This window comes from Exiguobacterium sp. s50, assembly GCF_018618175.1.
Taxonomy (GTDB): domain Bacteria; phylum Bacillota; class Bacilli; order Exiguobacteriales; family Exiguobacteriaceae; genus Exiguobacterium; species Exiguobacterium chiriqhucha.
In genome coordinates, this window is sequence record NZ_JACSLP010000003.1 from 268,411 (window position 1) to 290,950 (window position 22,540).

A 22,540-nucleotide genomic window follows, 5' to 3' on the forward strand; every position below is an offset into this window, starting at 1 on the left:
TTGTTAATTTAAATCTTTCATCATATCCTCAAATGAAATGGTTTCAGAACGTTCTTTGTGCCTATGCATTGCTTCGTTGTAAAATTTCAAATCGAGTTCATTCTCGATACGTTCAAAGACAGTGTCCCGAACGAGAGTCGAGAGGGAGAGGTTCTTAGACTTTGCATACGCTCTAATCAGACGCTCGTCTTCTTCGTTGAGTTCAAAAGATATCGTCCTCATACAATCGACCTCCTATATGGAACATTGTATTACAAAATGGAAATGTTCATGTAGTCAAAACTTATATCTCTCGGAAGCCGAATCCCGGCTTCTTTTTTGTAGCTTTCTAAATCGTTCTGAAGGATAATTATTATTACCTAATAAGAATCGAGGACTTAACCATATGTGGAAAAATCGCAACGTCTGGATCATCTTGACCGGGGAGTTCGTCGCCGGTCTCGGGCTTTGGCTCGGCATCATCGGCAACTTGGAGTTCATGCAGGAGAAAGTGCCGTCTGACTTCGTCAAGGCGCTCATCCTCGCTGGCGGATTGCTCGCCGGGGTCGCCATCGGGCCGCTCGCCGGCCGTCTCACCGACCAAGGCTCGAAAAAGAAAATCATGCTCATCTCAAGTATTGTCCGGGCGCTGAGCGTTCTATTCATGTTCGTCGCCATCGAGACGGGAAGCGTGCTGTGGATGGTCGTCTTCCTCGTCTTCCTGCAAGGGTCGGCCGCGTTCTACTTCCCGGCACTCCAGGCCGCCATCCCGCTCATCGTCAAGGAACGGGAGCTGCTCGCCTTGAACGGGGTGCATATGAACGTGTCGACGCTGTCCCGGGTCATCGGGACGGCCATCGCCGGCATCTTGCTCACGCTCATCTCACTTCGGGACGTCTACGCGCTCTCGCTTGTCGCTTATCTGCTTCTCGCCGTCGCGACGTGGTTCTTGAAGATCGACGAGACGACCGTCCCGTCTGCGAAGAAAGTGGACGCGAAATCGTCCGGCGGGTTCAAGGACGTCTTTCCAATCATCAAATCGATTCCGGTCATCTTTATGACACTCGTCATGACGCTCATCCCGCTCCTCTTCATCGGTGGGTTCAACTTGCTCGTCATCAACATTAGCGAGCTGCAAGATTCGACGGCAATCAAAGGATGGATTTACACGGCCGAAGGGATTGCCTTCATGGTCGGTGCGTTCCTCATCAAACGGATCGGTGAGAAGTTCTCCGTGTTCTCCATCTTGTTCACGTTCTCGTTTTTGATTGGAATCGCCCAGCTCATGCTTTACTTCGCCGACATCCCGGCCGTCTCGATCGCCGCATTCGTCTTGTTCGGCTTCTCGGTCGGTTGCTTCTTCCCGACGGCCGTGACGATTTTCCAGACACGGATGCCGAAAGACTATCACGGCCGCTTCTTCTCGTTCCGGAACATGCTCGACCGGATCGTCTTCCAAGTCGTGTTGCTCGTCACTGGCTTCTTCCTCGACTTGATCGGCTTACAGCTCATGGTCGTCTTGTTCGGGATCAGCTCGATCCTCATGACGGCAGCGTTCCTCGTCTATACGCGCAAACACAAACTTCATATCGAACCGGACGAGGCCGAACGCCTCTCTTCATAAAAACAAGCGGTGACCGATTCGGTCATCGCTTGTTCGTGTCTTCGATGTCACGCCACCAGTTGGTCGTGTCGTTCCGTCCGTCGAGTGTGATCCGCTCACCGATTCGTGGCGTGAGCACGTCCTCTCGTGGTAAGAGCCCCACCATCTGCTCAGCTGGGTCGAACCAGGCATGGAACGATAGCGTGAACGCGCCCCAATGGATCGGGAGCATCTTGTCGGCTTTGACGTCACGGAACGCCTGTGCCGTCTCACTCGGTTGCATGTGCACGTCCGGCCAGCGCTCATCGTATTGTCCGCATTCGAGCGCGGCGAAATCGAACGGTCCGTACGCATCGCCGATTTCTTTGAAGTGTGGTCCATACCCGCCGTCCCCGCTGAAGAACAGGCGGTCCGTCTCGCCGAGGACGACCCATGACGCCCAGAGCGTCGCGTTGCGGTCGGTGAGCGAGCGGCCCGAGAAGTGCCGAGCCGGCGCACAGACGAACGTCCATGAGCCGAAGTCAAACGTCTCGCCCCAATCGCGCTCGACGATGCGTTCCGCCCCGACGCCCCACCGTTTCAAGTGGCTACCGACGCCGAGCGGGACGATGAAGACGGCGACCTTGTCTTGAATCGCTTGAATCGTCGCATAGTCCAAATGGTCGTAATGGTCGTGCGTGAGCAAGACGACATCGATGTCCGGCAAGTCGTCGAGCTCGAACGGCAAGTCTTCGCTGAACCGCTCGTTCTTCGCGAACGGGAGCGGCGATGGGCTCCGGCCGAACATCGGGTCGACGAGCATCGTCTTACCGTCCATTTGGACGAGCATCGCCGAGTGTCCGAGCCAATAGATGCGTGTGAAGCTTGAACCGAGTTTCTCGCTGAAGTCGATCGGGACGACCGGTAAGCGCTCGCTCGGTTTCCGGAGCGAGTCCGGATTCAAATATTCCTTCGACATCGAGATCATATCGTCCGATGAGAACCGCATCGGCGTCTCGAGCTGATTCTGGAACTTGCCGTTCACCAGGTTCGGCGACCGGAGCGCCTTCGGCTTTTTCCCGAGCGGTTTATATTGCGTGAGCACGGTACCTGTCACGGCAGCCAGGCCCATCAATGAAAATAATAGTGTCTTCTTCAATTCCATCCACTCCTCTACCTTATTCATTATACGGCACCAACGCCGATTCCCCTGTTTTCGAATACAAAAAAGACGGCACAGGCCGTCTTATGAGTTCTGTAAAATCTTGATGTCATTGACGATATCCTCGATTGGCACGTCTTGGAATCCTTGATACGCCTTGATGATTTTCCCGTCCTGGTCGACGAGATAGAACCACGTCGCGTGATCCACTTGGGTGCCTTCTGACGGTTTGCGGACGAGCGCTTTGAAGTTTTGTTGCGCGAACGCCTCAATCTCTTCTTGCGAATAGCCCGTCAAGAATTGCCAATCGGCTTTCGCCAAGTCGTAATCAGCCATGAACGCTTGAATCTTGTCCGGCGTATCGACGGTCGGGTCGACGCTGAACGACACGAATTGGACGTCTTCGACGCCTTCCTCGACGAGCGCTTCATTGAGTTTCGTCATGTTGTACGTCATCGGTGGACAGACCGTCTCACAGCTCGTGAAGACGAAGTCGGCCATCCAAACTTTGCCCTTCAAATCGTCCAGACTAACCATCTCTTCATTTTGATTCATATAGTCGAACGACTCGATCTCCCAATTGAGCGGGTCTTCAATCTCCTGGCCGCACGCGGCGAGCACCGCCATCAAGCTGATCAATCCGATGAGCATCCATTTCTTCACACGTTCCATCTCCTTCATTGTCAATTGCGTCTCACGCGCCAGACGAGGAGCGTGATCAAAGTAAATGCCGTCAAGGCAAGGAACGGAATCGTCACGAACCCGAACCAGTTGATGTATTGCACGTTGCACGGTACGCCTTGCACGCACGGCTTGATATCGGCGAAACCGGGTACTTTTTGAACCAAATAATGGTACAGTGAAACCAGGCCTCCGAGGATGGAGAGCGGCAATACATACTTCTTCACCGCCCGGTCGTCCGTGAACACGGCGACCCCGAGCAAGATGACGAGCGGATACATAAAGATGCGTTGAATCCAGCAGAGCTCACATGGCACGAACTCGCGAATCTCGCTGAAATAAAGACTGCCGAGCGTCGCCATGAGGGCGACGAGCCAAGCGAGATACAGACCATAACGGGTCAAGAATGACTGCTTCATGGCGTGCCTTGCTCAATCAATCGCTCAATCGTCTCGTAATCGAACGGGTCCTCGAGCATGACGCCGTTAATCATGATTGACGGTGTGAACTGGACACCGTGCTCTTTGACGAGCCCGTCATCGAGACTCACCTGTTCGAGCACCGTCGAGTTCTCACTCAAATCGTCCTCGAGCTTCGCCACATCGACCGATGTCGTCTCGCTCGCAATCTCTGTCAACCGCTCGACCGTGACCCATGCCTCGTCGTGCTGTTGACTCGCCGGTTGCGCGTCGTAAAGCGCCTTATGGAACTCCCAGAACGCGTCCGGGTCTTGTTTATACACCGACTCAGACGCGAGCGATGCCAAAATCGACTCTTGTCCGTGGAACAGGACGTTAATGTAGCTGAAACTGATTTTCCCTGTATCGATATAGTCTTCTTTCAACTTCGGATAGACCGTTTCGCCCCACTGTTTACAAGACGGGCATTTGTAATCCCCGAATTCGACGACCGAGACGGGTGCGTCCGCATCACCGAGCGTCGGCTGACCTTCCGTCGACACGTGTTCTGTCGTCGCCGGTGCCGCCGTCTCGGCTTGTTCGGTCGGTTGATTCATCAAGACGACCACGACGGCCACGAGGGCGACCGCGAGCAGTGTCGCGATGACTAATAGTTTGTTCTGTTTCAATCGTTTCACCTCTATTTGTATCGATTCGTCTTTCATTATAACGAAAGCGCTATCTGTTTCCACGAAATCGACCTTGTTTTTTCTCAACTTTGCTTCATGTCATGGAAAAAATGACGATGAACAAAGTGGATGTTGTTATTGTAGGAGGAATTTGTTCATGAAATCATTTTCGATGCGTCTCGGTCTCATTTTGGCGCTCAGCATCGCCACACTCGTTTTTTTACTCACCATCACGCTTACGTATATGACGAGTCAACGTTCCGCCGCCTCGCTCGAAGCGGAGATTGGGGAACGGTTGTCGATGACGTCGCATCAGCTCGTCGACAAGCTCGACTTTTACATGTGGTCACGCTATCAAGAAGTGCAATTACTTCAAGGGCTTGACGCCTTGAACGACCCTGCCTCGAGCCGGGCCCTGCTCGACCAGGTCCAGACGAACATCCCCGCTTTCTCGTGGATGGGCGTGACCGACGCGTCGGGGAACGTCGTCGCTTCGACGAACGGAATCTTAGAAGGCGCCAGCATCAAAGAACGCCCTGTTTTCCTCGAGGCACAGACTGAGCCGTTCATCGGCGATGTGCATGAAGCCGTGTTGCTCGCCGAGCTGTTGCCGAATCCGAGTGGCGAAGTCCTCCAGTTCGTCGACATCAGCGTCCCGCTCGTCCGTGACGGGACCTTCCAAGGCGTGCTCGCGACCCACCTTAGTTGGGAATGGGGCAATGAAGTGCTCCGCCACTTCAACCGGACGCTCCACCATCAGTCCGAGTATACCGACTTGTTCGTCGTCAGCGGACGTGACAACACGGTGTTGCTCGGTCCCGACCACCTCGTCGGCAAACCGCTTCCAACGTCATTGAAAGAAGGCTGGCACGTCGACACGTGGCAAGACGGAACTTCTTATTTGACTGGTGTCGCCACCGGTGAAGGTTATAAAGATTACGCCGGACTCGGTTGGAGTGTCGTCGTTCGCCAACCGACCGAAGTCGCGTTCGCCCCGGTCATCGAACTAGAGAACAAAATATTATGGATCGGTCTCATCGCCTCGCTCGTGACGTCTACGCTCGGATGGTTCCTCGCCTCGATTGTGACGCGACCGTTACAACGGATCACCGAAACGGCTGCTCTGATGAAGCAAGGGAAGGCCAAGACGTTCCCGCACCAGTCTGGGATTCATGAGATCGAATCGCTCGCATTCGCCCTCGAGTCACTTGTCTCGTCTCTCACCGAATCTGAGACAGAACGTGTCCATTACGAGTCACTCGCCAACCGTGACGTCTTGACCGGACTCGCGAATCGAACGGCGCTTCGACACTATTTGAACGAAGCCCAAGCGACGAAGAACGAGTACGTCTGTTTCTATATCGACCTCGACGGTTTCAAAGCCGTCAACGACACGTATGGACACGCCACAGGCGATGATGTCTTGATTGAGATTGCCGAACGGTTGAAACGCGTGACGCTCGATGGTGCCTACCCGGTCCGGTTGAGCGGTGACGAGTTCTTCCTCTTGTTCGAACGGAATGGAAAGAGTGAACGATTGATCACTCAAATCGGACAAGACCTCATCACTTCCCTGTCCGAACCGATCGCCATTGAAGGCGGGACGACAAGCGTAGGGGCAAGTATCGGCGCCTCGCTCTGGCAGACGGAGACGGTGCCACACGCCGCCATCGAACGGGCGGACCAGGCGCTCTATCGCTCAAAGGCGAACGGAAAGCATCAAATCACGCTCGATGAGACGCTCATCGCATAAGCAAAGGTCCATGCTCGGCATGGACCTTCTTGTATTACGCTTCGAACAACAATTGTTCTGGATCTTCAATCATGTCTTTAATGTGCTTGAGGAATGTCACGGCCTCACGACCATCGACGATGCGGTGGTCATACGAGAGCGCCACGTACATCATCGGGCGGTTCTCCATCGTTTCCGCGTCGATAGCGATTGGGCGGAGTTGAATCGAGTGCATCCCGAGAATCGCGACTTGTGGGCCGTTCAAGATCGGTGTCGACAAGAGTGAGCCGAAGACGCCACCGTTCGTGATCGTGAACGTTCCACCTGTGAGGTCGCTCAACCCGAGCTTGTTATTGCGTGCTTTATCGGCGAGGTGCAAGATGTCTTTCTCGATCTCACCGAAGTTCTTGCGATCCGCTTCGCGGACGACCGGGACAACGAGACCGTCCGGAGCCGACACGGCGATACCGATATCATAGTATTTTTTCAAGACGATCTCGTTGCCTTGAATCTCAGCGTTCAAGTACGGCATCCGTTTGAGTGCCGCGACGGCCGCCTTCGTGAAGAACGACATGAACCCGAGTTTGACGTCGTTGTCTTTGATGAACTTCTCTTGGCGACGTTTGCGGAGCGCCATGACAGCCGACATATCGATTTCGTTGAACGTCGTCAGCATCGCTGCCGTCTGTTGCACTTCGACGAGACGGTTGGCAATCGTTTGACGACGGCGCGTCATTTTGATGCGCTCTTCGTCTTTGCCGCTCGCTGCTGGTTGCGGTGCCGCTGCCGGAGCTTTCGGTGCTTGTGGCGTCGGTGCCGGTTTCGACTCGTGGCTCGTCACGTCATGGACGTTGATGCGGCCAATCGGGTCGTTCGTTTGGATGGCTGACAAATCGATGCCTTTCTCACGAGCCAATTTGCGGGCCGCCGGTGTCGCGATCGGTCCTTTGCCTGGGCTCGCGACGTGTTCTTCACGGCGCTCGACTTTCTTCGCTTCTCCGACCGCTTCGACTTTCGTCTCGGCTGGTGCTGGAGCCGTTTCTGTCGCCGCTTCCGTTTTTGTCTTCGTCGCGACAGCCGTGCCGCCACCAGTACCTGAGCTGAGGCGAGCGATCACTTGTCCGACTTGGACCGTGTCCCCTTCGGCCGCCAATTGCTCGTCGAGCGTACCCGACTCATCGGCCGGCACCTCGATGTTGACTTTGTCTGTCTCGAGTTCGACGATGGCTTCCCCTTTTTCGACGTGGTCGCCTGGCTGTTTAAGCCATGACGCGACCGTTCCTTCCGTAATGGACTCTGCTAATTCCGGTACTTTGATTTCGATCACAATGAGTTCCCCCTTAACTTATTTACGATCTTTTTGGTATGTGCTCGTGCCGGCAGCAGCCGAGACGGCGTCACGTGAGATGGCTTCACGGATGATGCGTGCTTGCTCTTGTTTATGGGCTGTCGGATTCCCTTCAGCCGGGCTCGAACGGCGGCGACGGCCGACGTAGCGGACGTTCAGACGGTTCGATGTGACCGCTTCGAGACGAGGCTCGATGTACGTCCATGCCCCCATGTTCTTCGGCTCTTCTTGGACCCAGACGATCTCTTTCGCGTTCGGATAGCGGCTGATCAATTCACGGATCTCACGGACCGGGAACGGATAGATTTCTTCGACGCGGATGATGTGCAGGAAGTCGAGTGACTCCTCTGACTTCATCGTCGCTTCTTGCAAATCGATTGCCATCTTCCCTGAACAGAAGACGAGACGTTCGACTTGCTCCGGATTCTCACCGAGACCAACTTGTTCGATGATCGGACGGAAGTTATTGTCTGACAGTTCATCGACCGATGAGGCTGCAAGCGGATGACGGAGCAGGCTCTTCGGTGTCATGATGATCATCGGACGGATTTGTTCCGTGCCGAGCATCTTCGCCTGACGACGCAAGATGTGGAAGTACTGCGCGGCCGTCGACAAATTCGCGACCGTCCAGTTTTTCTCTCCAGCGAGCGTCAAGTAACGCTCCATGCGGGCGCTCGAGTGCTCTGGCCCTTGGCCTTCATAGCCGTGCGGCAACAGCATGACGAGACCTGACTTCTGTCCCCATTTGGCGCGGCCGGCCGAGATGAACTGGTCGAACATAACCTGGGCCGAGTTGGCGAAGTCACCGTACTGTGCTTCCCACAGCACGAGCGTGTCTTGGGCGAAGACGTTATAGCCGTATTCGAAACCGAGCACTGAACCTTCCGAGAGCGGGCTGTTGTGCACCGAGAACGAGGCGTTCGCCGTCGACAAGTGATGGAGCGGCGAGAACTTCTTGCCTGTCTCGACATCGTTCAACATGATGTTACGTTGCGCGAACGTACCTCGCTCCGAATCTTGTCCGCTCAAACGGATTGGTGTGCCGTCCGAGATGATCGAGGCGTAAGCGAGCGTTTCGGCATGGCCCCAGTCGACTTTCCCGTTGTCCGCGAACGCGTCACGGCGACGGTCGAGCACTTTTTGCAGCTTATGGAACACGCCGAAGCCTTCCGGCCAGACGAGCAATTCGTCATTCAATTGCTGGAGCACGTCACGTTCGACACCTGTCTCAACGAACGGGAAGCCTTTGTGGACCGCTTCCGGCAAGATGATGTCGGCATCTTCTTCTTCGGCCGGGACGAGGTCACGGGCCGATTTGAGACGATCTTCAATCGATTGCTCGATCGTCGCTTTGTCTTCTTTCGACATGACGCCTTCCGCTTCGAGCACGTCGGCATAGACATGACGGACCGATTTGTGTTCTTTGATGGCCTTATAGAGCACTGGGTTCGTGTTCATCGGCTCATCCATCTCGTTATGACCGTAGCGGCGGTAGCCGACCAAGTCGACGAGAATGTCTTTATGGAACTTGGCGCGATACTCGCTGCACAGTTTAGCGACAGCGACACACGCTTCCGGATCGTCCGCATTGACGTGGAACACCGGAATCTCATAGCCTTTGGCGATATCACTCGCATAACGTGTCGAGCGCGAGTCGCTCGGGTCGGTCGTGAAGCCAATCGTGTTGTTGGCGATGACGTGGACCGTCCCGGCTGTACGATAACCATTCAAGTTCGTCATGTTGAGCGTCTCGGCGACGATGCCTTGACCTGGGAACGCGGCGTCCCCGTGAATCAAGATTGATGCCGCCTTGTCGTCATGTTGGACGGCCATCCCTTTTTCAGAGCGGTCGTCTTGCGCGGCGCGCGTATACCCTTCGACGACCGAACCGACGAACTCGAGGTGACTCGGGTTGTTGGCGAGGTTCAAGCGGACCTCTTTCTTCTCTTCTAACACTCTGCGGTCGAGACCGAGGTGATATTTCACGTCGCCGGACCAACCGAAGTTGATGCCGATCGATCCTTCCGACGGAATCAATTCTTTATTCGGAGCGTGCTGGAACTCAGCGAAAATCATCTCATACGGTTTGCCGAGCACGTGCGCGAGCACGTTCAAGCGTCCACGGTGGGCCATCCCGATGTTGATATGTTCTGACCCGCTCGAGATGAGGCCGCCGACCATCGCGTCAAGGAGCGGCACCATCGCGTCGAGCCCTTCGATTGAGAAGCGTTTTTGTCCGACGTATGTCTTATGAAGGAACGACTCGAACAACTCTGTTTCCGCTAGACGTTGGAACAACTCGATTTTCTCGTTCTTCGAGTATTTCGCTTTCAATGCGCCCTGCTCGATGCGGCGGCGAATCCAACGCTTCTCTTCCATGTCATCCAAGTGACGGAGCTCGATGGCGACCGGTCCTGTATAGACGTCAAGCAAGTGACGAACGAGCTCGAGCGCGTTCGCACCCGGCTTCGGCACGTCTTCCGACAACAAGTGAGCCGGTACTTGCTCGAGGTCCGCTTCACTCAACCCGTAGCGGTCAAACGCAAATAAGCCGTGCTCGCGCGGGTGGTCTTTGAGCGGATAGATGTCGGCCGCTTTATGGCCGAGTGCCCGGATATCATTGACCAACCGTGTCGCTGCCACGACTTTCTCTAAATCAAACGATGCAGCCGGCGCGACAGGTGCGCTCGTTTCCGGTGCCCCGTGTTCGTCAAAGTATTGACGCGTCTCCGCATCGACTGATTCTGGGTCTTCCACATACTGCTCGTACAATTCAACGATATAGCCTAAGTTTGGACCATAAAATGCTTGCACTTCTTCGCGACCGTTCGACGACTCTCCCATTGAATAAATCCCCCTATCCGTTCCTGTGCGCCCGATGTGTGAACGCTTTCATTTTAACATTAAGCACGAAGCAGTTCATCCTTCTGATTCGTCCTGCAAAAAGAGCCAAATCTTGCCTCTTTCTCTCCTCTCCATACTACACCTTTCCATATGGAAAGACCCTTTCAAATTCACAATTCGTCCATACTATTTCAATAAGTTTTCCTTATCAACAAATTGTGAAATCATGCGTTTGTTTCAACAATTTCAAAAATAGGTGAAACCTTGTTTCAATCTGCCCCGTATAGTACGGTAATCCAGTTGGAAAATACTCTCAACGAAAGCAAGGTGACCTTATGTTATCCGTACAAAACGTACACAAGAAAATGGGGCAGACGAACGTCCTGACAAACGTCAGTTTTGACGTCACCCCTGGAGAAATCTTCGGATTCCTTGGACCGAACGGCGCCGGGAAGACGACGACGATCCGCATCATCACCGGACTCATGCCGGCGACACACGGAACTGTGACTGTCGACGGGTTCGACGTCTCAACAGATCGCCAACAAGCGCTCAGTCGCATCGGAGCCATCGTCGAGAACCCGGCCTTCTATCCATATTTGACGGGCCGCGAGAACTTGATTCACGCGATGAACTTGATTCCCGGCCTAAAGAAAGTCGATTTGAACGCCCTCGGTGCCCTCGTCGGACTCGAGACGAAACTTGATATGAAAGTGAAACAATACTCGCTCGGGATGAAACAGCGCCTCGGGATTGCCCGTGCCCTACTCCATAACCCGAAAGTTTTGATTCTCGACGAACCGACGAACGGGCTCGACCCGGCCGGAATCGCCGATTTGCGTAACTACTTACGGCATTTAGCCGACCATCGCGGCATCGCCATCCTCATCTCAAGTCATTTATTGAGCGAGATGGAACTGATCACCGATCGGTTCGCCATCATCGACCAAGGACAAATCAAATCGATTCAAGGTGACGGCGAAGCGAAGACGGAGAGCGTCATCCTCTGTAAAGTCGACCGCAAACAAATGAACGAGGCGCTCGATGTCGTCGCACTCGCGTTCGATGACGTGAAAATCATTCAACAATCGGCCGAGACGTTCATCGTCCCACGTCCGGAAACGGATATCCCGCACTTGTTGAAACATCTTGTCGATCGCGACATCGCGGTCTATCAAATCGGCATGAAGCACGAGACACTTGAGGAGCAGTTCTTGAAAGTGACGAAGAAAGAAGGAGGCACGAACAATGCGTTCATTACTAGCCAATGAATTTATGAAGTGGCGGCGCACGATCAAACCGTTGATCGCGCTCGGCATGTATACCGGGATTATCATCTTGACGTACTTCATCGTCCGGAGCGGCGACAATCCAGGTGACGCGGAAACATTCGTCAACTATGCGACGATGGCCGCCATGACGTTCCTCGGTATTTTCACGATCGTGTTCACAGCCGAGATGATTGGAAATGAGTTGAAATTTGATACGTTGAAGCACTTGCTCATGAGCCCTTACTCGCGTGACCGGATTTTACTCTCGAAACTTGTCGCCGCGCTCTTGATCATGCTCGTCCAATTCGTGTTCATCCTTGCCGTCACGTATGGCTTCGCCTGGACGCTCGACGGAGCATTGACGTTCGAGCAGTTCCGCAACGTCTTACTTAGTGTCTCGAGCGGCGTCTTCGTCATCTTCTTGACGCTCATGTTCTCGGTCGTCTTCAAGTCCGTTGGCGTCGTCATTGGTTTCACCGTGCTCGCGAACTTCGTTTCGACGATGATTGGCGGACTCCTCATCGCTTGGAAGCCGGACATTGCCAAATGGATCGTCTTCTTGCATACGGACCTGTCGATTTATTACCAGAGCCCTGGCTTCATGGAAACAATGGACGTAACGATTTGGTTCTCAGCGTTCTATGTGTTGATTCATATCGTCGCGTTCTATATCATCACAGCATTCGTATTCCGGAGCAAAACGTTCGCTGAATGACGATTAACGCCGTCGGTAGAGTGGTACTTCATAATGTGAGACTCATTTTGAATGGAGGGACCACGATGTCAAAGACGGCGTTACTCATCATCGACATGTTCAATGATTTCGACTTTGTCGGCGGGGAGGACTTACTTCGAAACACAGAGCCGATCGTCGACCCGATTTTGAAGCTGAAGCGTCATTTTAAGGCGAACGATTGGCCGGTCATCTATTGCAACGACAACTTCGGTCAGTGGAAAGACAGCACCGAGGATATCATCCGTCACGTCGAGTCGTCGAAAGGCAGCTCTATCGCAAAACGGATTGCACCGGAAGACAAAGAGTATTTCATCATCAAACCAAGGCACTCGACGTTTTACGGGACGCAGCTCGATATCTTGTTGCGTCAACTTGAGGTCACATCGCTCGTCCTGACCGGTGTCGCCTCGGACATCTGTATCTTGTTCTCGGCGAACGACGGCTATATGCGCGAGTATGAGCTCCACGTCCCGCGCGACTGTGTCGCCGCCGAGACGGACAAGCGCAACGACAGCGCCTTGACCGTCATCCATGAGGCGCTCGGCATTTCGACCGATGATGCCGACACGTATATAAAAGATACCCAGGTGTGATAAAAGCCTCTGACTGTTGGACACAGAATCCCAACATTTCAGAGGCTTTTTCGTTTTGTTTTCAGCTATGCTTGATATATGAAGAAACAATGAAGGATGTGACAACATGTATCTCACAATTGGATTATCGTTACTCGTTTGCGTGCTTGCCCTCATTTTTACGATCATGGTCGGACTCGGGAAAGACAAATCAGACTACAATCAAAAGAAAAGCTGGTCAATGGTGTCGTGGACGTATATCGTCTTGTTCCCGGTCTCATTTTTGGCGCTCGGCCTGTTATACTATTTCATTACCCGATGACCTCGTTCATCGGGATTTTTTATTTGACCGCGACGGTGATGCCGATTGGATAATGACGCGTCCCCCGCTTCGGTTCGACGAGCACGCCTCGCTGGTAATAGAACTCGGTCGATGTGAAGGCCGTAAATAATTCCTCAAACTCGGCCTCAGTGAACTGATGGGCATGGAAGGGCTCATTCGTCGGTTGCCCAACGCCTTGACCGAACGGTGTCGACAACACCAAGATTCCGCCTGGCTTCAATAAGTCCCACACGTTCGCCATGAACGCCTCATAGTCGGTGACATGTTCAATCGTCTCGAAGCTGACGATGCAATCGAACGTCCCCAGTTTGTCCGGCAACGTCCGGTCGACGACATCGCCGACGATATAGTTGACGTTCGGATGGTGATAACGCCCTTTCGCATAACGTGTCGCCTCTTCTGACAAGTCGACAGCGACGACCTCGGTCACGATCCCTTTCAAGTTCTTCGCAATCAATTGACTGCCATATCCACTCCCACTCGCAAAATCGAGGACGCGTCCGTTCATGTATAACAAGGCGAAATGGTAACGGGCGATATGTTCGAGCAACAAGCCGTTCAGCGGGTCCATGCGATCTGGGATGACCCGTTCTCCCGTATAATCTAATGTCATAAATTCTCCTTTGGAAAGCTACTGTGCTTTCATCTTAGTCTTCCTAGCACGCCACGACCACAAAAAAAGAGAAAAGATTGTCTCCAACCTTTCCTCTCCTCGTTATTGGTCTTGCTTGAAGCGAAGTAAATCCGAATAGATGAGCTGGTCGTTCATCTCAAGGATTTTATTCGCTTCTTCTTCAAGTGGCGTACATGCTGCACCATCTTCAGCGACTTCGCCAGTCTTGGCGTCATAACACATCGACTGCGTGAACAGATGGTCTTGCGTCACGACCGTTCCATCACGGAAGATGGCGCGGTCATAATGCTCTTTCGAGAACAAGTCATTCCCGAATCCGACCTGTTCAGACGTATCGATTCCGAGCAAGTGCTGAATCGTCGGGTTCATGTCGACGTGACTTCCGATTGTCTCGTGCACTTCACCCTTGTCTTGGCCCGGTAAGTGGATCGCGAACGGAACCGCTTGAAGTTTAGCCACATCGTATGGCGTCAACTCGTCTTTGCCGAGCAAGTCGGCCATCGCGTCATTATGGTTCGTCGAGATCCCGTAATGGTCACCGTAGACGACGAAAATCGTGTCGTCCCACATGCCGTTCGCCTTCAACTCATCGATGAACAAGCCGAGGGCATAATCCTGGTAAGCGAGCGCTTGCGGGAAGTTGTTGAGTGTCGTCGAGTTCGTCTCGAATTTCGGGACGAGCTCGTGCTTTTCACTCGGCATCGTATACGGGAAGTGGTTCGTGAGCGTGATGAACTTCGCGTAGAACGGTTCCGGAAGCTCTTCGAGCATCGGTACCGATTGGCGGAAGAACTCATCATCGAGTAGACCCCACTCCGTCATATCCTCGGGGTTTCCGAGGTCATAGCTGGCTTCGTCAAAGAACTTGTCGACGCCGATGTTTTGATACATCTGGTCGCGGTTCCAGAACGATTTGTTGTTGGCGTGGAACACGGCCGAGTAATAGTTGTCATCTTTGATGACTTCTGGTAACGCGTTATATTCGTTGTCGGCGTTCGTGAAGTAGACTCCTCCACGTGAGAGGCCGTAAAGCGAGTTATCGAGTGCGAACTCGGCATCTGACGTCTTCCCTTGGCCGGTCGTATGGTAATAGTTCGGCCAGTAGTGGGACTCTTCGATCAGTTTGTTCAAGTTCGGCGTGATGTACTCGCCGTTCGACGCTTTCATGTTGTGCGTGAAGTTTTGGGCCGACTCGAACGAGACAACGACCACGTTCTTGCCTTTATACTTCCCGAACATCTCCGGGTCCGGAGCCGCATAGTTCTGACGTGTGAAATTCTCGACTTCATCCAGTTCAGAACCGTCTGCGAGCGCCTTCTGGGCCGACGTCTTCGTTTGGAGCATGGCGTCGTAGACGTGGAAGTTGAACGTTCCTAAGTTTTTAACCAACAGCTCTCGGTCGAACGAGCGCGTCAACAGTTCTGGACGCTCCGTTTCGGCGAGGACGAGGTTGAACCCGAACAAGGCCGCGGCCGCACCGAACGTGATTAAGACGCGGCGTTGCGATGCCTGGCTCGTCTCGTTCATCTTCCATAGTAGGAATGGAAGCACAACGAGGTCCCCTAATAGGAGCAAGTCTTTCCATTCGAGAAGCGACAGGAATGAAGACGAGAGCGTCTCCATGTTCGACGACTGGAACAAGACCGGTACGGTCAAGAAGTCTGTGAACTCACGATAGTACGTCGTATCCGCGAACAAGATGAGCGAGGAGACGAGGTACAGACTGTACAGTGCCCACTTCCGCTTATTCCCCCCAAAGAAGAAGCTGAAAGCGAACAGGAACAACGTGAAACTGAGCGGGTTGATGATGAGGATGAATGCCTGGACCGCGTTCTCGGCCGGCATATTGAAGAAGAACTGATACGCGATCAGCGACTTCGTCCATAACAGGATGGTGAACATCCAAAACAGACGGTGTGTCTTGAACGAGTCGAGCGCCGTCTGGCGGAAGCGGTCCATCCTTCCTTTCGATTGATTCATGGGATTCATGTAAACACTCCTTATATGGAATTCAAGTTAAAGATTCATTTTCTTTTTAGACGTATAAGCTATATTTTAACGTTCCCTTGAACTCAATTCAACTAATTGACGTTTACAACTATACACAAACTTAACAATCCGATTGCAATGTTTACGAAAAAAAGACTACCGAGTCGCCTCGGTAGCCGATTACGAGTGATTCGCTCACCCGATGATATCCATCCAAATTTTTACTGTACTCGCTAAAATGAGTAACGCTAAAATCATCTGCAGTGATTTCGTCTTCATGTTTTTACCGACGTTCGCGCCGAGCGGTGCGGCGATCAAACTGGCGATAATCATGATGACGGCAGGTTCCCACACAATTTGGTCGGTGATGATTTTCCCTGCTGTCGAGCCGATTGACGAGATGAACGTGATGGCGAGCGAACTCGCGATCGCCATCTTCGTCGGAATCCGGAGCACGACGAGCATAATCGGCATCAAAATGAACGCGCCTGCCGCCCCGACGATTCCCGCGGCCACCCCGACGACGAACGCCGAACTCGCTGCAATCACTTTATTGAATGTGACTTGGTCGAGCGGGACGTCCTCGACGTTCTTTTTCGGTAAGAACATCATGATTGTCGCAATCGTCGCGAGCACGGCGTAGACGACGTTAATCAAGTTCTCAGACAAGAGCGTCGAGCCGTAGCCGCCGATGAAACTCCCGATCAAGACGGCGACACCCATATACAGGATGAGCTGCTTGTTCAAGTAGCCGCCTTTCCGGTATGCGTAAATCCCACCGATCGTCGCGAAGAAAACTTGAATCGCGCTGATCCCGGAAACCTCATGGGTGCTGAACGCTGCGAAGCCGAGAAGCGGTGGAATGTACAACAGCATCGGATATTTAATAATCGATCCGCCAATCCCGACCATCCCCGAAATGAACGACCCGATAAAGCCGATCAAAAAGATGGTGATAATAAATCCAAATTCCATATTAACTCCTCCAATTCCCTACCCTCTATATAAGTAAGTTTTATTGTTGTTCCCAAGCGATCATGCCGCCTGAGATATCATAAATTTCCGTGTAGCCACGTTCTTGCAACAACTGTGCCGCTTGAGCACTTCGATTTCCGCTCTGGCAGATGACATAAATCGGTTCATCTTTCGGATAAGACAATTCGGTTGCATTTAATGATGAAAGTGGTGCGTTCACCGCTCCTTCAATATGCCCCCCCTCGTATTCATCCACTTCTCGGACGTCTAACAAGGTTATTTCTTCGTTTTCCAATCTGTTTTGTAGTGTTTCGACGTCGATTTTTGTAATTTCACTCTCATCTGACGTAAAAAGAACGATTCCGACCGTCGCTAGCACTAAAATCGATACAATCATCATGATTTTCTTCAATTTTTGACCTCCGATTCTTTTTCTTGCATTCAGTATACCTCAGGGGGTATATTAAAAACAACGAAAGAAACTCACTTCAAAAATTCTTGAATCACAAAGGAGATTTATCACTCATGAAAACCATTTCGACTACTGAACTAGAAACGTTGCTTCAATCTGATGAGACGCTTAACTTGATTGATGTTCGAGAGACAGACGAATTTGCAGGTGGCCACATCAAGCAAGCGAAAAACGTCCCACTCTCTGAATTCGGTGCGAAAGTCGATGAGCTCGATCGTTCGAAACCGATTCACGTCATCTGTGCGGCAGGCGGACGAAGCATGAACGCTTCGGCTTACCTCGACTCACTCGGCTTCGATGTCATCAACGTCGATGGCGGCATGATGAGCTGGACAGGTGAAACGGTCTAACAATCTTCTATATATACAGTAAAAAAAACACAGTCGTTTACAGTCAACTATTCTTAGGGGGTATTCCACATGTTATTACGTTATTTCTATGATCAAAAATTAGCACAAGCATCTTATATGGTCGGTTGCCAAATGACCGGCGAAGCCGTCGTCATCGACCCGGCCCGTAACATCACACCTTATCTTCAAGAAGCTGAAAAAGAAGGCATGAAAATCGTCGCGACGGCTGAGACTCACATCCACGCCGATTTCGTATCAGGTTCACTCGAGCTTGCGAAACGCACCGGTTCAACAGCTTACCTCTCAGACGAAGGTGACGCGTCATGGAAATATGCGTTCGCGAAAGACATCGATTCAAAACTCGTCAAAAATGGCGACACGTTCAAAGTCGGTAACGTCACACTCGAAGTCATGCATACACCAGGCCACACGCCAGAACACATCTCGTTCTTACTCTATGACCGGAACCAAACACAACCGATGGGCATCTTCACAGGCGACTTCGTCTTCGTCGGCGACATCGGTCGTCCTGACTTGCTCGAAGAAGCAGCTGGCGTAAAAGGAACGACAGCCATCGGTGCCGAGCAAATGTTCAACTCGCTCAAGAAGTTCAAAGCTCTTCCTGACTTCGTTCAAGTCTGGCCGGGCCACGGTGCCGGCAGTGCCTGTGGGAAAGCGCTCGGCGCCATCCCGACATCGACAGTCGGTTACGAGAAAGCGACGAACTGGGCACTTCAAATGACTGATCAAGATGCGTTCATCAAAGAGTTGACGACGGATCAACCAGAACCGCCGAACTACTTCGCAATGATGAAGAAAGTAAACAAAGAAGGCATTCAAGTGACGAACATGATCGCTCGTCCGGAAGTCGTCGGTACGGACCGCCTCGACACGCTCGTCGACGAGACACAAGTCGTCGATACACGTACAGGGGAAGAATTCGCCAAAGGACACGTCCCTGGCACCATCAACATCCCATACAACACGAAATTCGTCTCATGGGCCGGCTGGCTCGTCAACTTCGACAAAGACATCACGCTCATCGCGAGCGCGGAAGACGTCGAACAAGTGCAGACCGATCTTCAATCAATCGGTCTCGACCGTCTCCGCTTCATCGTCCCAGTCGAAGAACTCGATCAAGAACTCTTGACGGAAACGTACACAGATGTGACAGCGGAACAAGCGATCGAGTCGGCAGAAAAAGGTGACGTTTTCGTCCTCGATGTCCGAAATGCGACAGAATGGAACGCGAGCCACTACGAGAAAGCCGAGCGCATCCTACTCGGTAAACTGGCACGCGACCATGAAGGTCTCCCGACAGATCAAACAATCGCCGTTCACTGTGCATCTGGCGTCCGTTCACGGATGGCCGCGAGTGTGCTTCAATCACTCGGCTACAAGGATATCCAAAACATCCTCGGTGGCTATGGCGCGATGAAGACTGTCCTCAATGCAGAACAAATCGGCTAATGCTATACTACAAACAAAGAAAGCGCCCACTCGTTTGGGCGCTTTTTCTCTAGGAGGGATTGTGTGATTGCCATCGGTCCATTGAACGTTCGACTCGATTTGCTGGCTATGATGGCCAGCCTACTTATTCTCTACATCGGCTTTAAAAAAATCGGCTTGTCGGAAAAAGAACGCGACGCCGTCCTCGGGACATGGTTCGCCGGTTTCCTCGCTTGGAAAGGAAGCGCGATCGTCCTCGGTCTCGCGTCGACAGGAAGTTTGGCCTTATCCCTTTATGCGACCGGCGGCACGTGGTCACTTCTCATTGCCGCTGCCGTGATTGCTTTTTTTGTATTCCGGCTCACGCCTAGCCTTCGTGGCTATTGGTTGTTCTCGGCCTTGTTCCTTTGGTTTGCGATGACGCTCGTCGTCCCGAAATATGGGACGCTCCCGCTGCTTTCTTCACCGCAACCGCTCCATCTCTATATGGCCGCCCTCATCGTCTTACTGCTTATCGCAACGTGGCGCTGGATGCGGACACCGACGCTTGGAGCGCTGCTCTGGACGGGGGTCGGTGCATTTTCGATTTGGTTGATCGGGTCAATCGTCACCGGTACGTTCGAGTTGTGGTGGATCATTCCGTCCTTCCTTCTAATCGCCGTCGCCGCCTACGTGGCGCGACCGTCCCAGAAGGCCCTTCAATACGGACTCGGTCTCATCGTCGTGCTCGCCATCATCAACGCCAGTCTACCAGACGAGACACCACGACTCGAAACCGGTTCGTCTCAGACCGGTTTGAACATTGGTCAAGTGCCACCGAACTTCGAATTGAAGCGGACGGATGGGACGACCTTCAACTTGAGTGAGTTGCGCGGCGAACGGGTCGTCGTCAACTTCTGGGCGTCGTGGTGCCCACCGTGTCGGGCCGAGATGCCTGACATGGCCAAGTTTGCCCGTGAACAAGACGATGTGACCATCGTCGCCGTCAATACGACGACGAGCGAACGGGATGTCGCTGATGCCGAATCGTTCGTCGCCCCGTATGAAGATGCGTTCGAAGTCGTCTATGACGAAGAAGGAATCGTCGGGGATGCGTATCGGATTCAGGCGATGCCGACGACGTACGTCCTCGATGAAAATGGAGTCATCGTCGCCAAGCAATTCGGCGCCATCGACCACGCCTGGCTCGATGCTCAGACAAATTGAAAATAAAGGAGCGGTTTTCTCTCGATTGAGAAAAGCCGCTCCTTTATTTGTCTCGCCGGTAATTCTACTCATCTTTTTTCGTAAACTTCAAATTCTTTTGAACCTCGTTTTGGAGGATCAGGATCTTGTTGAATAGATAACCACCCTACTAGACCTGTGACAAGCGAGAACAGACTGATCCCCAGTTGAGAAATCGACACAGACGTCATCAATCGGTCAATGATGTTAACAATGATGAATGTACTCATAATGTGAAGGAACAAAGCTAACATCCCTGTATGTGATTGGATGACATTGAGAGTCGTCAACGCCTTCAATAAAGCCGACAGAAACAAGTTAATCGGGATCTCTGACAGTCCGTATACGAGGAATAAGAGGAGCAGACTCCACAACGATTCATATTGTAGACCGAGTATTTTCAAGATTAGAAATTCAAGAGATGTAAACACAATCAATATGATTGAAATAATCAACGTACAAATCAATAAAGGTTTGATTCCTTTTATCGTGATTGCCCCCTTCTGTTTAGACAGCGTCCCCAAATTAAAAACCGCCTGAGCGGTTCTTAATTTTGCTTTGAATAACCTTGAGTCTTCAAGAAGTCTTTTACGTCGAGCCGGGTCGGTTTCGATAACATCCGTCCCATTTGTCCGGTCCACGTATCGCTTCGTTGGTTCGACCCACGGGCCGCGTAGTAGTCGTGAATCGTCGCATCATATGCATCGAGTTCTTGTTTCAGTTGCTCGGCGTCTGCGACGTATGTGTTCTCGTGATAAATATGCTCGAGCGGGAGGCGCGGTTTTTGACCTTCGACGTGCTCCGGTACACCGACGGCAAGTCCGAAGAGCGGCAATACCCGCTCCGGCAGACCGAGCAGTTCCTTCACAGCGAACATATCATTGCGAATCCCACCGATGTAACAAATGCCGAGGCCCATCGATTCGGCGGCCACGACGGCATTTTGCGACGCGAGCGCGGCATCGATGACCGCGACAAGCAACTTCTCGTCCGTCTCGAGCGTCGCATTCACTTCGGCCTCCCGCAGTTCTCCAATCAACTCGTGTCGATATAGGTCGGCGCAGAAGACGAAGAAGTGACCGTTGTCGATGACGTATTGCTGGTTGCCGGCGATTTCGGCCAGACGTGCTTTCTTCTCCGGGTCGGTCACCCCGATGATGGAATAGGCTTGGATAAAGCTCGACGTCGACGCGCGCTGGGCGCTCTCGACGATGAGCCGGATTTGTTCGTCGGTCAACGTCTCGTCCGTGAACGAGCGGACAGAGCGGTGGTTCAGTAGTGTTTCGATGACTTGATTCATGAAGCATCCCCCTTTTTTCTTATCTTGGCATATGGACGGGCTCGGGACAATTTTTGCGACCTCACTCCACTTCATAAATGGCCCATGGTAACCATAAGACAGGCTCGGTTCCAACGTTTTCTTGATTGCTGTATGTACAATAGCGTTCCGCTTCTTCAAATGTCGATATGAATCCGTGTCTATTCAACTGGAACGAGAACTGTTTGGCAAAATCTTGTTCTAGCCCATTACATAGATACGAATGAAACATGCCATTCTCATAACCGAGCACTTCGTACCCGAGCAGTCTCCCTACTGGCGCGCCGCATCCATGTCGCAATAAACGTTCGACACCATAACGCTCAAGACTCTCTCCTTCGTCCCCTTCTGCTAAAAAGTCAGCAACATAAGACTCAGGCAAACCGAGTTCAATGATGTCGAGCTCGATGTGAGAGAAGAAACAATTGCGAAATCTCTTGGCGAGTTCAACCGTCTGAAACGTTTGAGGGTATCCGAGGTCCCCACTCTCTTGATGAATCTCCACCCATTCCGTGAGCTTAAAGAACGCTTCTTCGCTAAGTCGCAGTCGTTCTCGATACGCCTTCTTACGCTCTTTTGAAGTCCCCCAAAGCACATCGAGCGCCGGGTGTTGCTCACAAATGCATGCACTTGCTGATTGTACGGACTCCGGAATAAGTTGCGCGTCCATATAAGCTGCTCGTTTTGTACGTTCAATCAGCAAATATCCCCCACTTCGTATATTCATCTCATCCCCTCCACTTTCTAGTATACGCAAAAAAAGCAGAGTGGCCTGTTCCCACTCTGCTTGCG

General features: G+C 52.4%; 23 protein-coding genes. 9 read left to right on the forward strand and 14 right to left on the reverse strand.

All coding sequences use genetic code 11. The features are described 5' to 3' along the window. Positions 1 to 3 precede the first annotated feature (3 nt). The gene (gene relB / locus KNP68_RS05855; RefSeq protein ID WP_029595913.1) at positions 4 to 222 is read right to left on the reverse strand and encodes a type II toxin-antitoxin system RelB family antitoxin; all 219 of its coding nucleotides are present in this window, start codon (positions 220 to 222) and stop codon (positions 4 to 6) included. A gap of 163 nt (positions 223 to 385) precedes the next feature. Between relB and KNP68_RS05860 the strand changes: the two genes are divergently transcribed. Then, positions 386 to 1,603: an MFS transporter gene (locus KNP68_RS05860; protein ID WP_131471020.1), complete on the forward strand. Its 1,218-nt coding sequence runs from the start codon at positions 386 to 388 to the stop codon at positions 1,601 to 1,603. 22 nt (positions 1,604 to 1,625) lie between these two features. On the opposite strand, the gene KNP68_RS05865 is transcribed toward KNP68_RS05860, so the two are convergent. The 4 genes from KNP68_RS05865 to KNP68_RS05880 all read right to left on the reverse strand — a co-directional run bounded on the left by KNP68_RS05865 (position 1,626) and on the right by KNP68_RS05880 (position 4,491). Further along, positions 1,626 to 2,720, reverse strand: coding sequence for an MBL fold metallo-hydrolase (locus KNP68_RS05865; RefSeq protein WP_251131465.1), 1,095 nt, complete (start codon positions 2,718 to 2,720; stop codon positions 1,626 to 1,628). Positions 2,721 to 2,807: 87 nt separating this feature from the next. Further along, complete coding sequence (locus KNP68_RS05870; protein WP_029595916.1) at positions 2,808 to 3,395, reverse strand: SCO family protein; 588 nt, start codon at positions 3,393 to 3,395, stop codon at positions 2,808 to 2,810. Positions 3,396 to 3,406: 11 nt separating this feature from the next. Further along, the gene (locus tag KNP68_RS05875; protein ID WP_029595917.1) at positions 3,407 to 3,823 is read right to left on the reverse strand and encodes a disulfide oxidoreductase; all 417 of its coding nucleotides are present in this window, start codon (positions 3,821 to 3,823) and stop codon (positions 3,407 to 3,409) included. Beyond that, on the reverse strand, positions 3,820 to 4,491 hold the full coding sequence (locus KNP68_RS05880) for a DsbA family protein (protein ID WP_021066759.1): 672 nt from the start codon (positions 4,489 to 4,491) through the stop codon (positions 3,820 to 3,822). The genes KNP68_RS05875 and KNP68_RS05880 overlap by 4 nt, the downstream gene beginning before the upstream one ends. 157 nt (positions 4,492 to 4,648) lie before the next feature. Here KNP68_RS05880 and KNP68_RS05885 point away from each other — a divergent pair, with 157 nt between their 5' ends. Further along, on the forward strand, positions 4,649 to 6,244 hold the full coding sequence (locus KNP68_RS05885; RefSeq protein ID WP_131471018.1) for a diguanylate cyclase domain-containing protein: 1,596 nt from the start codon (positions 4,649 to 4,651) through the stop codon (positions 6,242 to 6,244). Between the two features lie 34 nt (positions 6,245 to 6,278). Here the strand turns inward: KNP68_RS05885 and odhB are convergent, their stop codons facing one another. Further along, positions 6,279 to 7,550: a 2-oxoglutarate dehydrogenase complex dihydrolipoyllysine-residue succinyltransferase gene (odhB, locus tag KNP68_RS05890; RefSeq protein ID WP_021066757.1), complete on the reverse strand. Its 1,272-nt coding sequence runs from the start codon at positions 7,548 to 7,550 to the stop codon at positions 6,279 to 6,281. Positions 7,551 to 7,568: 18 nt separating this feature from the next. Then, a complete protein-coding gene (locus KNP68_RS05895) occupies positions 7,569 to 10,415 on the reverse strand; it encodes a 2-oxoglutarate dehydrogenase E1 component (protein ID WP_131472309.1) in 2,847 nt (948 codons plus the stop codon). 335 nt (positions 10,416 to 10,750) lie between these two features. Between KNP68_RS05895 and KNP68_RS05900 the strand changes: the two genes are divergently transcribed. The 4 genes from KNP68_RS05900 (at position 10,751) to KNP68_RS05915 (ending at position 13,316) form a co-directional block, all read left to right on the forward strand. Further along, positions 10,751 to 11,686: an ABC transporter ATP-binding protein gene (locus KNP68_RS05900; protein ID WP_029595920.1), complete on the forward strand. Its 936-nt coding sequence runs from the start codon at positions 10,751 to 10,753 to the stop codon at positions 11,684 to 11,686. Continuing rightward, complete coding sequence (locus KNP68_RS05905) at positions 11,664 to 12,401, forward strand: ABC transporter permease (RefSeq protein WP_021066754.1); 738 nt, start codon at positions 11,664 to 11,666, stop codon at positions 12,399 to 12,401. Before KNP68_RS05900 ends, KNP68_RS05905 begins: the two co-directional genes overlap by 23 nt. Positions 12,402 to 12,466: 65 nt before the next feature. Further along, a complete protein-coding gene (locus KNP68_RS05910) occupies positions 12,467 to 13,015 on the forward strand; it encodes a cysteine hydrolase family protein (protein ID WP_035385683.1) in 549 nt (182 codons plus the stop codon). 106 nt (positions 13,016 to 13,121) lie between these two features. After that, a complete protein-coding gene (locus KNP68_RS05915) occupies positions 13,122 to 13,316 on the forward strand; it encodes a hypothetical protein (RefSeq protein WP_021066752.1) in 195 nt (64 codons plus the stop codon). 19 nt (positions 13,317 to 13,335) lie between these two features. Here KNP68_RS05915 and KNP68_RS05920 read toward each other — a convergent pair whose 3' ends face one another. From KNP68_RS05920 to KNP68_RS05935, 4 genes are all read right to left on the reverse strand, one after another. Beyond that, a complete protein-coding gene (locus tag KNP68_RS05920; RefSeq protein ID WP_029595922.1) occupies positions 13,336 to 13,950 on the reverse strand; it encodes a class I SAM-dependent methyltransferase in 615 nt (204 codons plus the stop codon). A 102-nt stretch (positions 13,951 to 14,052) separates the two neighbouring features. Then, the gene (locus tag KNP68_RS05925; RefSeq protein ID WP_131472305.1) at positions 14,053 to 15,960 is read right to left on the reverse strand and encodes an LTA synthase family protein; all 1,908 of its coding nucleotides are present in this window, start codon (positions 15,958 to 15,960) and stop codon (positions 14,053 to 14,055) included. Positions 15,961 to 16,155: 195 nt separating this feature from the next. After that, positions 16,156 to 16,935 carry a sulfite exporter TauE/SafE family protein gene (locus tag KNP68_RS05930; protein WP_214799022.1) on the reverse strand — a complete coding sequence of 260 codons (780 nt, stop codon included), beginning with the start codon at positions 16,933 to 16,935 and terminating at the stop codon, positions 16,156 to 16,158. Between the two features lie 40 nt (positions 16,936 to 16,975). Further along, the gene (locus KNP68_RS05935) at positions 16,976 to 17,347 is read right to left on the reverse strand and encodes a rhodanese-like domain-containing protein (RefSeq protein WP_251131466.1); all 372 of its coding nucleotides are present in this window, start codon (positions 17,345 to 17,347) and stop codon (positions 16,976 to 16,978) included. 113 nt (positions 17,348 to 17,460) lie between these two features. Here KNP68_RS05935 and KNP68_RS05940 point away from each other — a divergent pair, with 113 nt between their 5' ends. From KNP68_RS05940 to KNP68_RS05950, 3 genes are all read left to right on the forward strand, one after another. Further along, positions 17,461 to 17,757 (forward strand): rhodanese-like domain-containing protein, encoded by a 297-nt coding sequence (locus tag KNP68_RS05940; protein WP_029595926.1) that lies wholly within the window; start codon positions 17,461 to 17,463, stop codon positions 17,755 to 17,757. 69 nt (positions 17,758 to 17,826) lie between these two features. Then, positions 17,827 to 19,227 carry an MBL fold metallo-hydrolase gene (locus tag KNP68_RS05945; RefSeq protein ID WP_214799024.1) on the forward strand — a complete coding sequence of 467 codons (1,401 nt, stop codon included), beginning with the start codon at positions 17,827 to 17,829 and terminating at the stop codon, positions 19,225 to 19,227. 63 nt (positions 19,228 to 19,290) lie between these two features. Beyond that, positions 19,291 to 20,412: a redoxin domain-containing protein gene (locus KNP68_RS05950; protein WP_214799026.1), complete on the forward strand. Its 1,122-nt coding sequence runs from the start codon at positions 19,291 to 19,293 to the stop codon at positions 20,410 to 20,412. Positions 20,413 to 20,480: 68 nt separating this feature from the next. Here KNP68_RS05950 and KNP68_RS15280 read toward each other — a convergent pair whose 3' ends face one another. The 3 genes from KNP68_RS15280 to KNP68_RS05965 all read right to left on the reverse strand — a co-directional run bounded on the left by KNP68_RS15280 (position 20,481) and on the right by KNP68_RS05965 (position 22,475). Then, positions 20,481 to 21,071 carry a YrvL family regulatory protein gene (locus tag KNP68_RS15280; protein ID WP_371819333.1) on the reverse strand — a complete coding sequence of 197 codons (591 nt, stop codon included), beginning with the start codon at positions 21,069 to 21,071 and terminating at the stop codon, positions 20,481 to 20,483. Continuing rightward, positions 20,978 to 21,730, reverse strand: coding sequence for an oxygen-insensitive NADPH nitroreductase (gene nfsA / locus KNP68_RS05960; protein WP_029595930.1), 753 nt, complete (start codon positions 21,728 to 21,730; stop codon positions 20,978 to 20,980). Before nfsA ends, KNP68_RS15280 begins: the two co-directional genes overlap by 94 nt. Before the next feature lie 61 nt (positions 21,731 to 21,791). Then, positions 21,792 to 22,475 carry a hypothetical protein gene (locus KNP68_RS05965; protein WP_131472293.1) on the reverse strand — a complete coding sequence of 228 codons (684 nt, stop codon included), beginning with the start codon at positions 22,473 to 22,475 and terminating at the stop codon, positions 21,792 to 21,794. Positions 22,476 to 22,540: the final 65 nt, after the last annotated feature.

Bases quoted from the DNA above. Each gene is read 5' to 3' on its own strand.
- relB (WP_029595913.1), bottom strand. From the start codon at position 222: ATGAGGACGATATCTTTTGAACTCAACGAAGAAGACGAGCGTCTGATT.
- KNP68_RS05860 (WP_131471020.1), top strand. From the start codon at position 386: ATGTGGAAAAATCGCAACGTCTGGATCATCTTGACCGGGGAGTTCGTC.
- KNP68_RS05870 (WP_029595916.1), bottom strand. From the start codon at position 3,395: ATGGAACGTGTGAAGAAATGGATGCTCATCGGATTGATCAGCTTGATG.
- KNP68_RS05875 (WP_029595917.1), bottom strand. From the start codon at position 3,823: ATGAAGCAGTCATTCTTGACCCGTTATGGTCTGTATCTCGCTTGGCTC.
- KNP68_RS05885 (WP_131471018.1), top strand. From the start codon at position 4,649: ATGAAATCATTTTCGATGCGTCTCGGTCTCATTTTGGCGCTCAGCATC.
- KNP68_RS05895 (WP_131472309.1), bottom strand. From the start codon at position 10,415: ATGGGAGAGTCGTCGAACGGTCGCGAAGAAGTGCAAGCATTTTATGGT.
- KNP68_RS05900 (WP_029595920.1), top strand. From the start codon at position 10,751: ATGTTATCCGTACAAAACGTACACAAGAAAATGGGGCAGACGAACGTC.
- KNP68_RS05905 (WP_021066754.1), top strand. From the start codon at position 11,664: ATGCGTTCATTACTAGCCAATGAATTTATGAAGTGGCGGCGCACGATC.
- KNP68_RS05910 (WP_035385683.1), top strand. From the start codon at position 12,467: ATGTCAAAGACGGCGTTACTCATCATCGACATGTTCAATGATTTCGAC.
- KNP68_RS05915 (WP_021066752.1), top strand. From the start codon at position 13,122: ATGTATCTCACAATTGGATTATCGTTACTCGTTTGCGTGCTTGCCCTC.
- KNP68_RS05920 (WP_029595922.1), bottom strand. From the start codon at position 13,950: ATGACATTAGATTATACGGGAGAACGGGTCATCCCAGATCGCATGGAC.
- KNP68_RS05925 (WP_131472305.1), bottom strand. From the start codon at position 15,960: ATGAATCCCATGAATCAATCGAAAGGAAGGATGGACCGCTTCCGCCAG.
- KNP68_RS05930 (WP_214799022.1), bottom strand. From the start codon at position 16,935: ATGGAATTTGGATTTATTATCACCATCTTTTTGATCGGCTTTATCGGG.
- KNP68_RS05940 (WP_029595926.1), top strand. From the start codon at position 17,461: ATGAAAACCATTTCGACTACTGAACTAGAAACGTTGCTTCAATCTGAT.
- KNP68_RS05945 (WP_214799024.1), top strand. From the start codon at position 17,827: ATGTTATTACGTTATTTCTATGATCAAAAATTAGCACAAGCATCTTAT.
- nfsA (WP_029595930.1), bottom strand. From the start codon at position 21,730: ATGAATCAAGTCATCGAAACACTACTGAACCACCGCTCTGTCCGCTCG.
- KNP68_RS05965 (WP_131472293.1), bottom strand. From the start codon at position 22,475: ATGAATATACGAAGTGGGGGATATTTGCTGATTGAACGTACAAAACGA.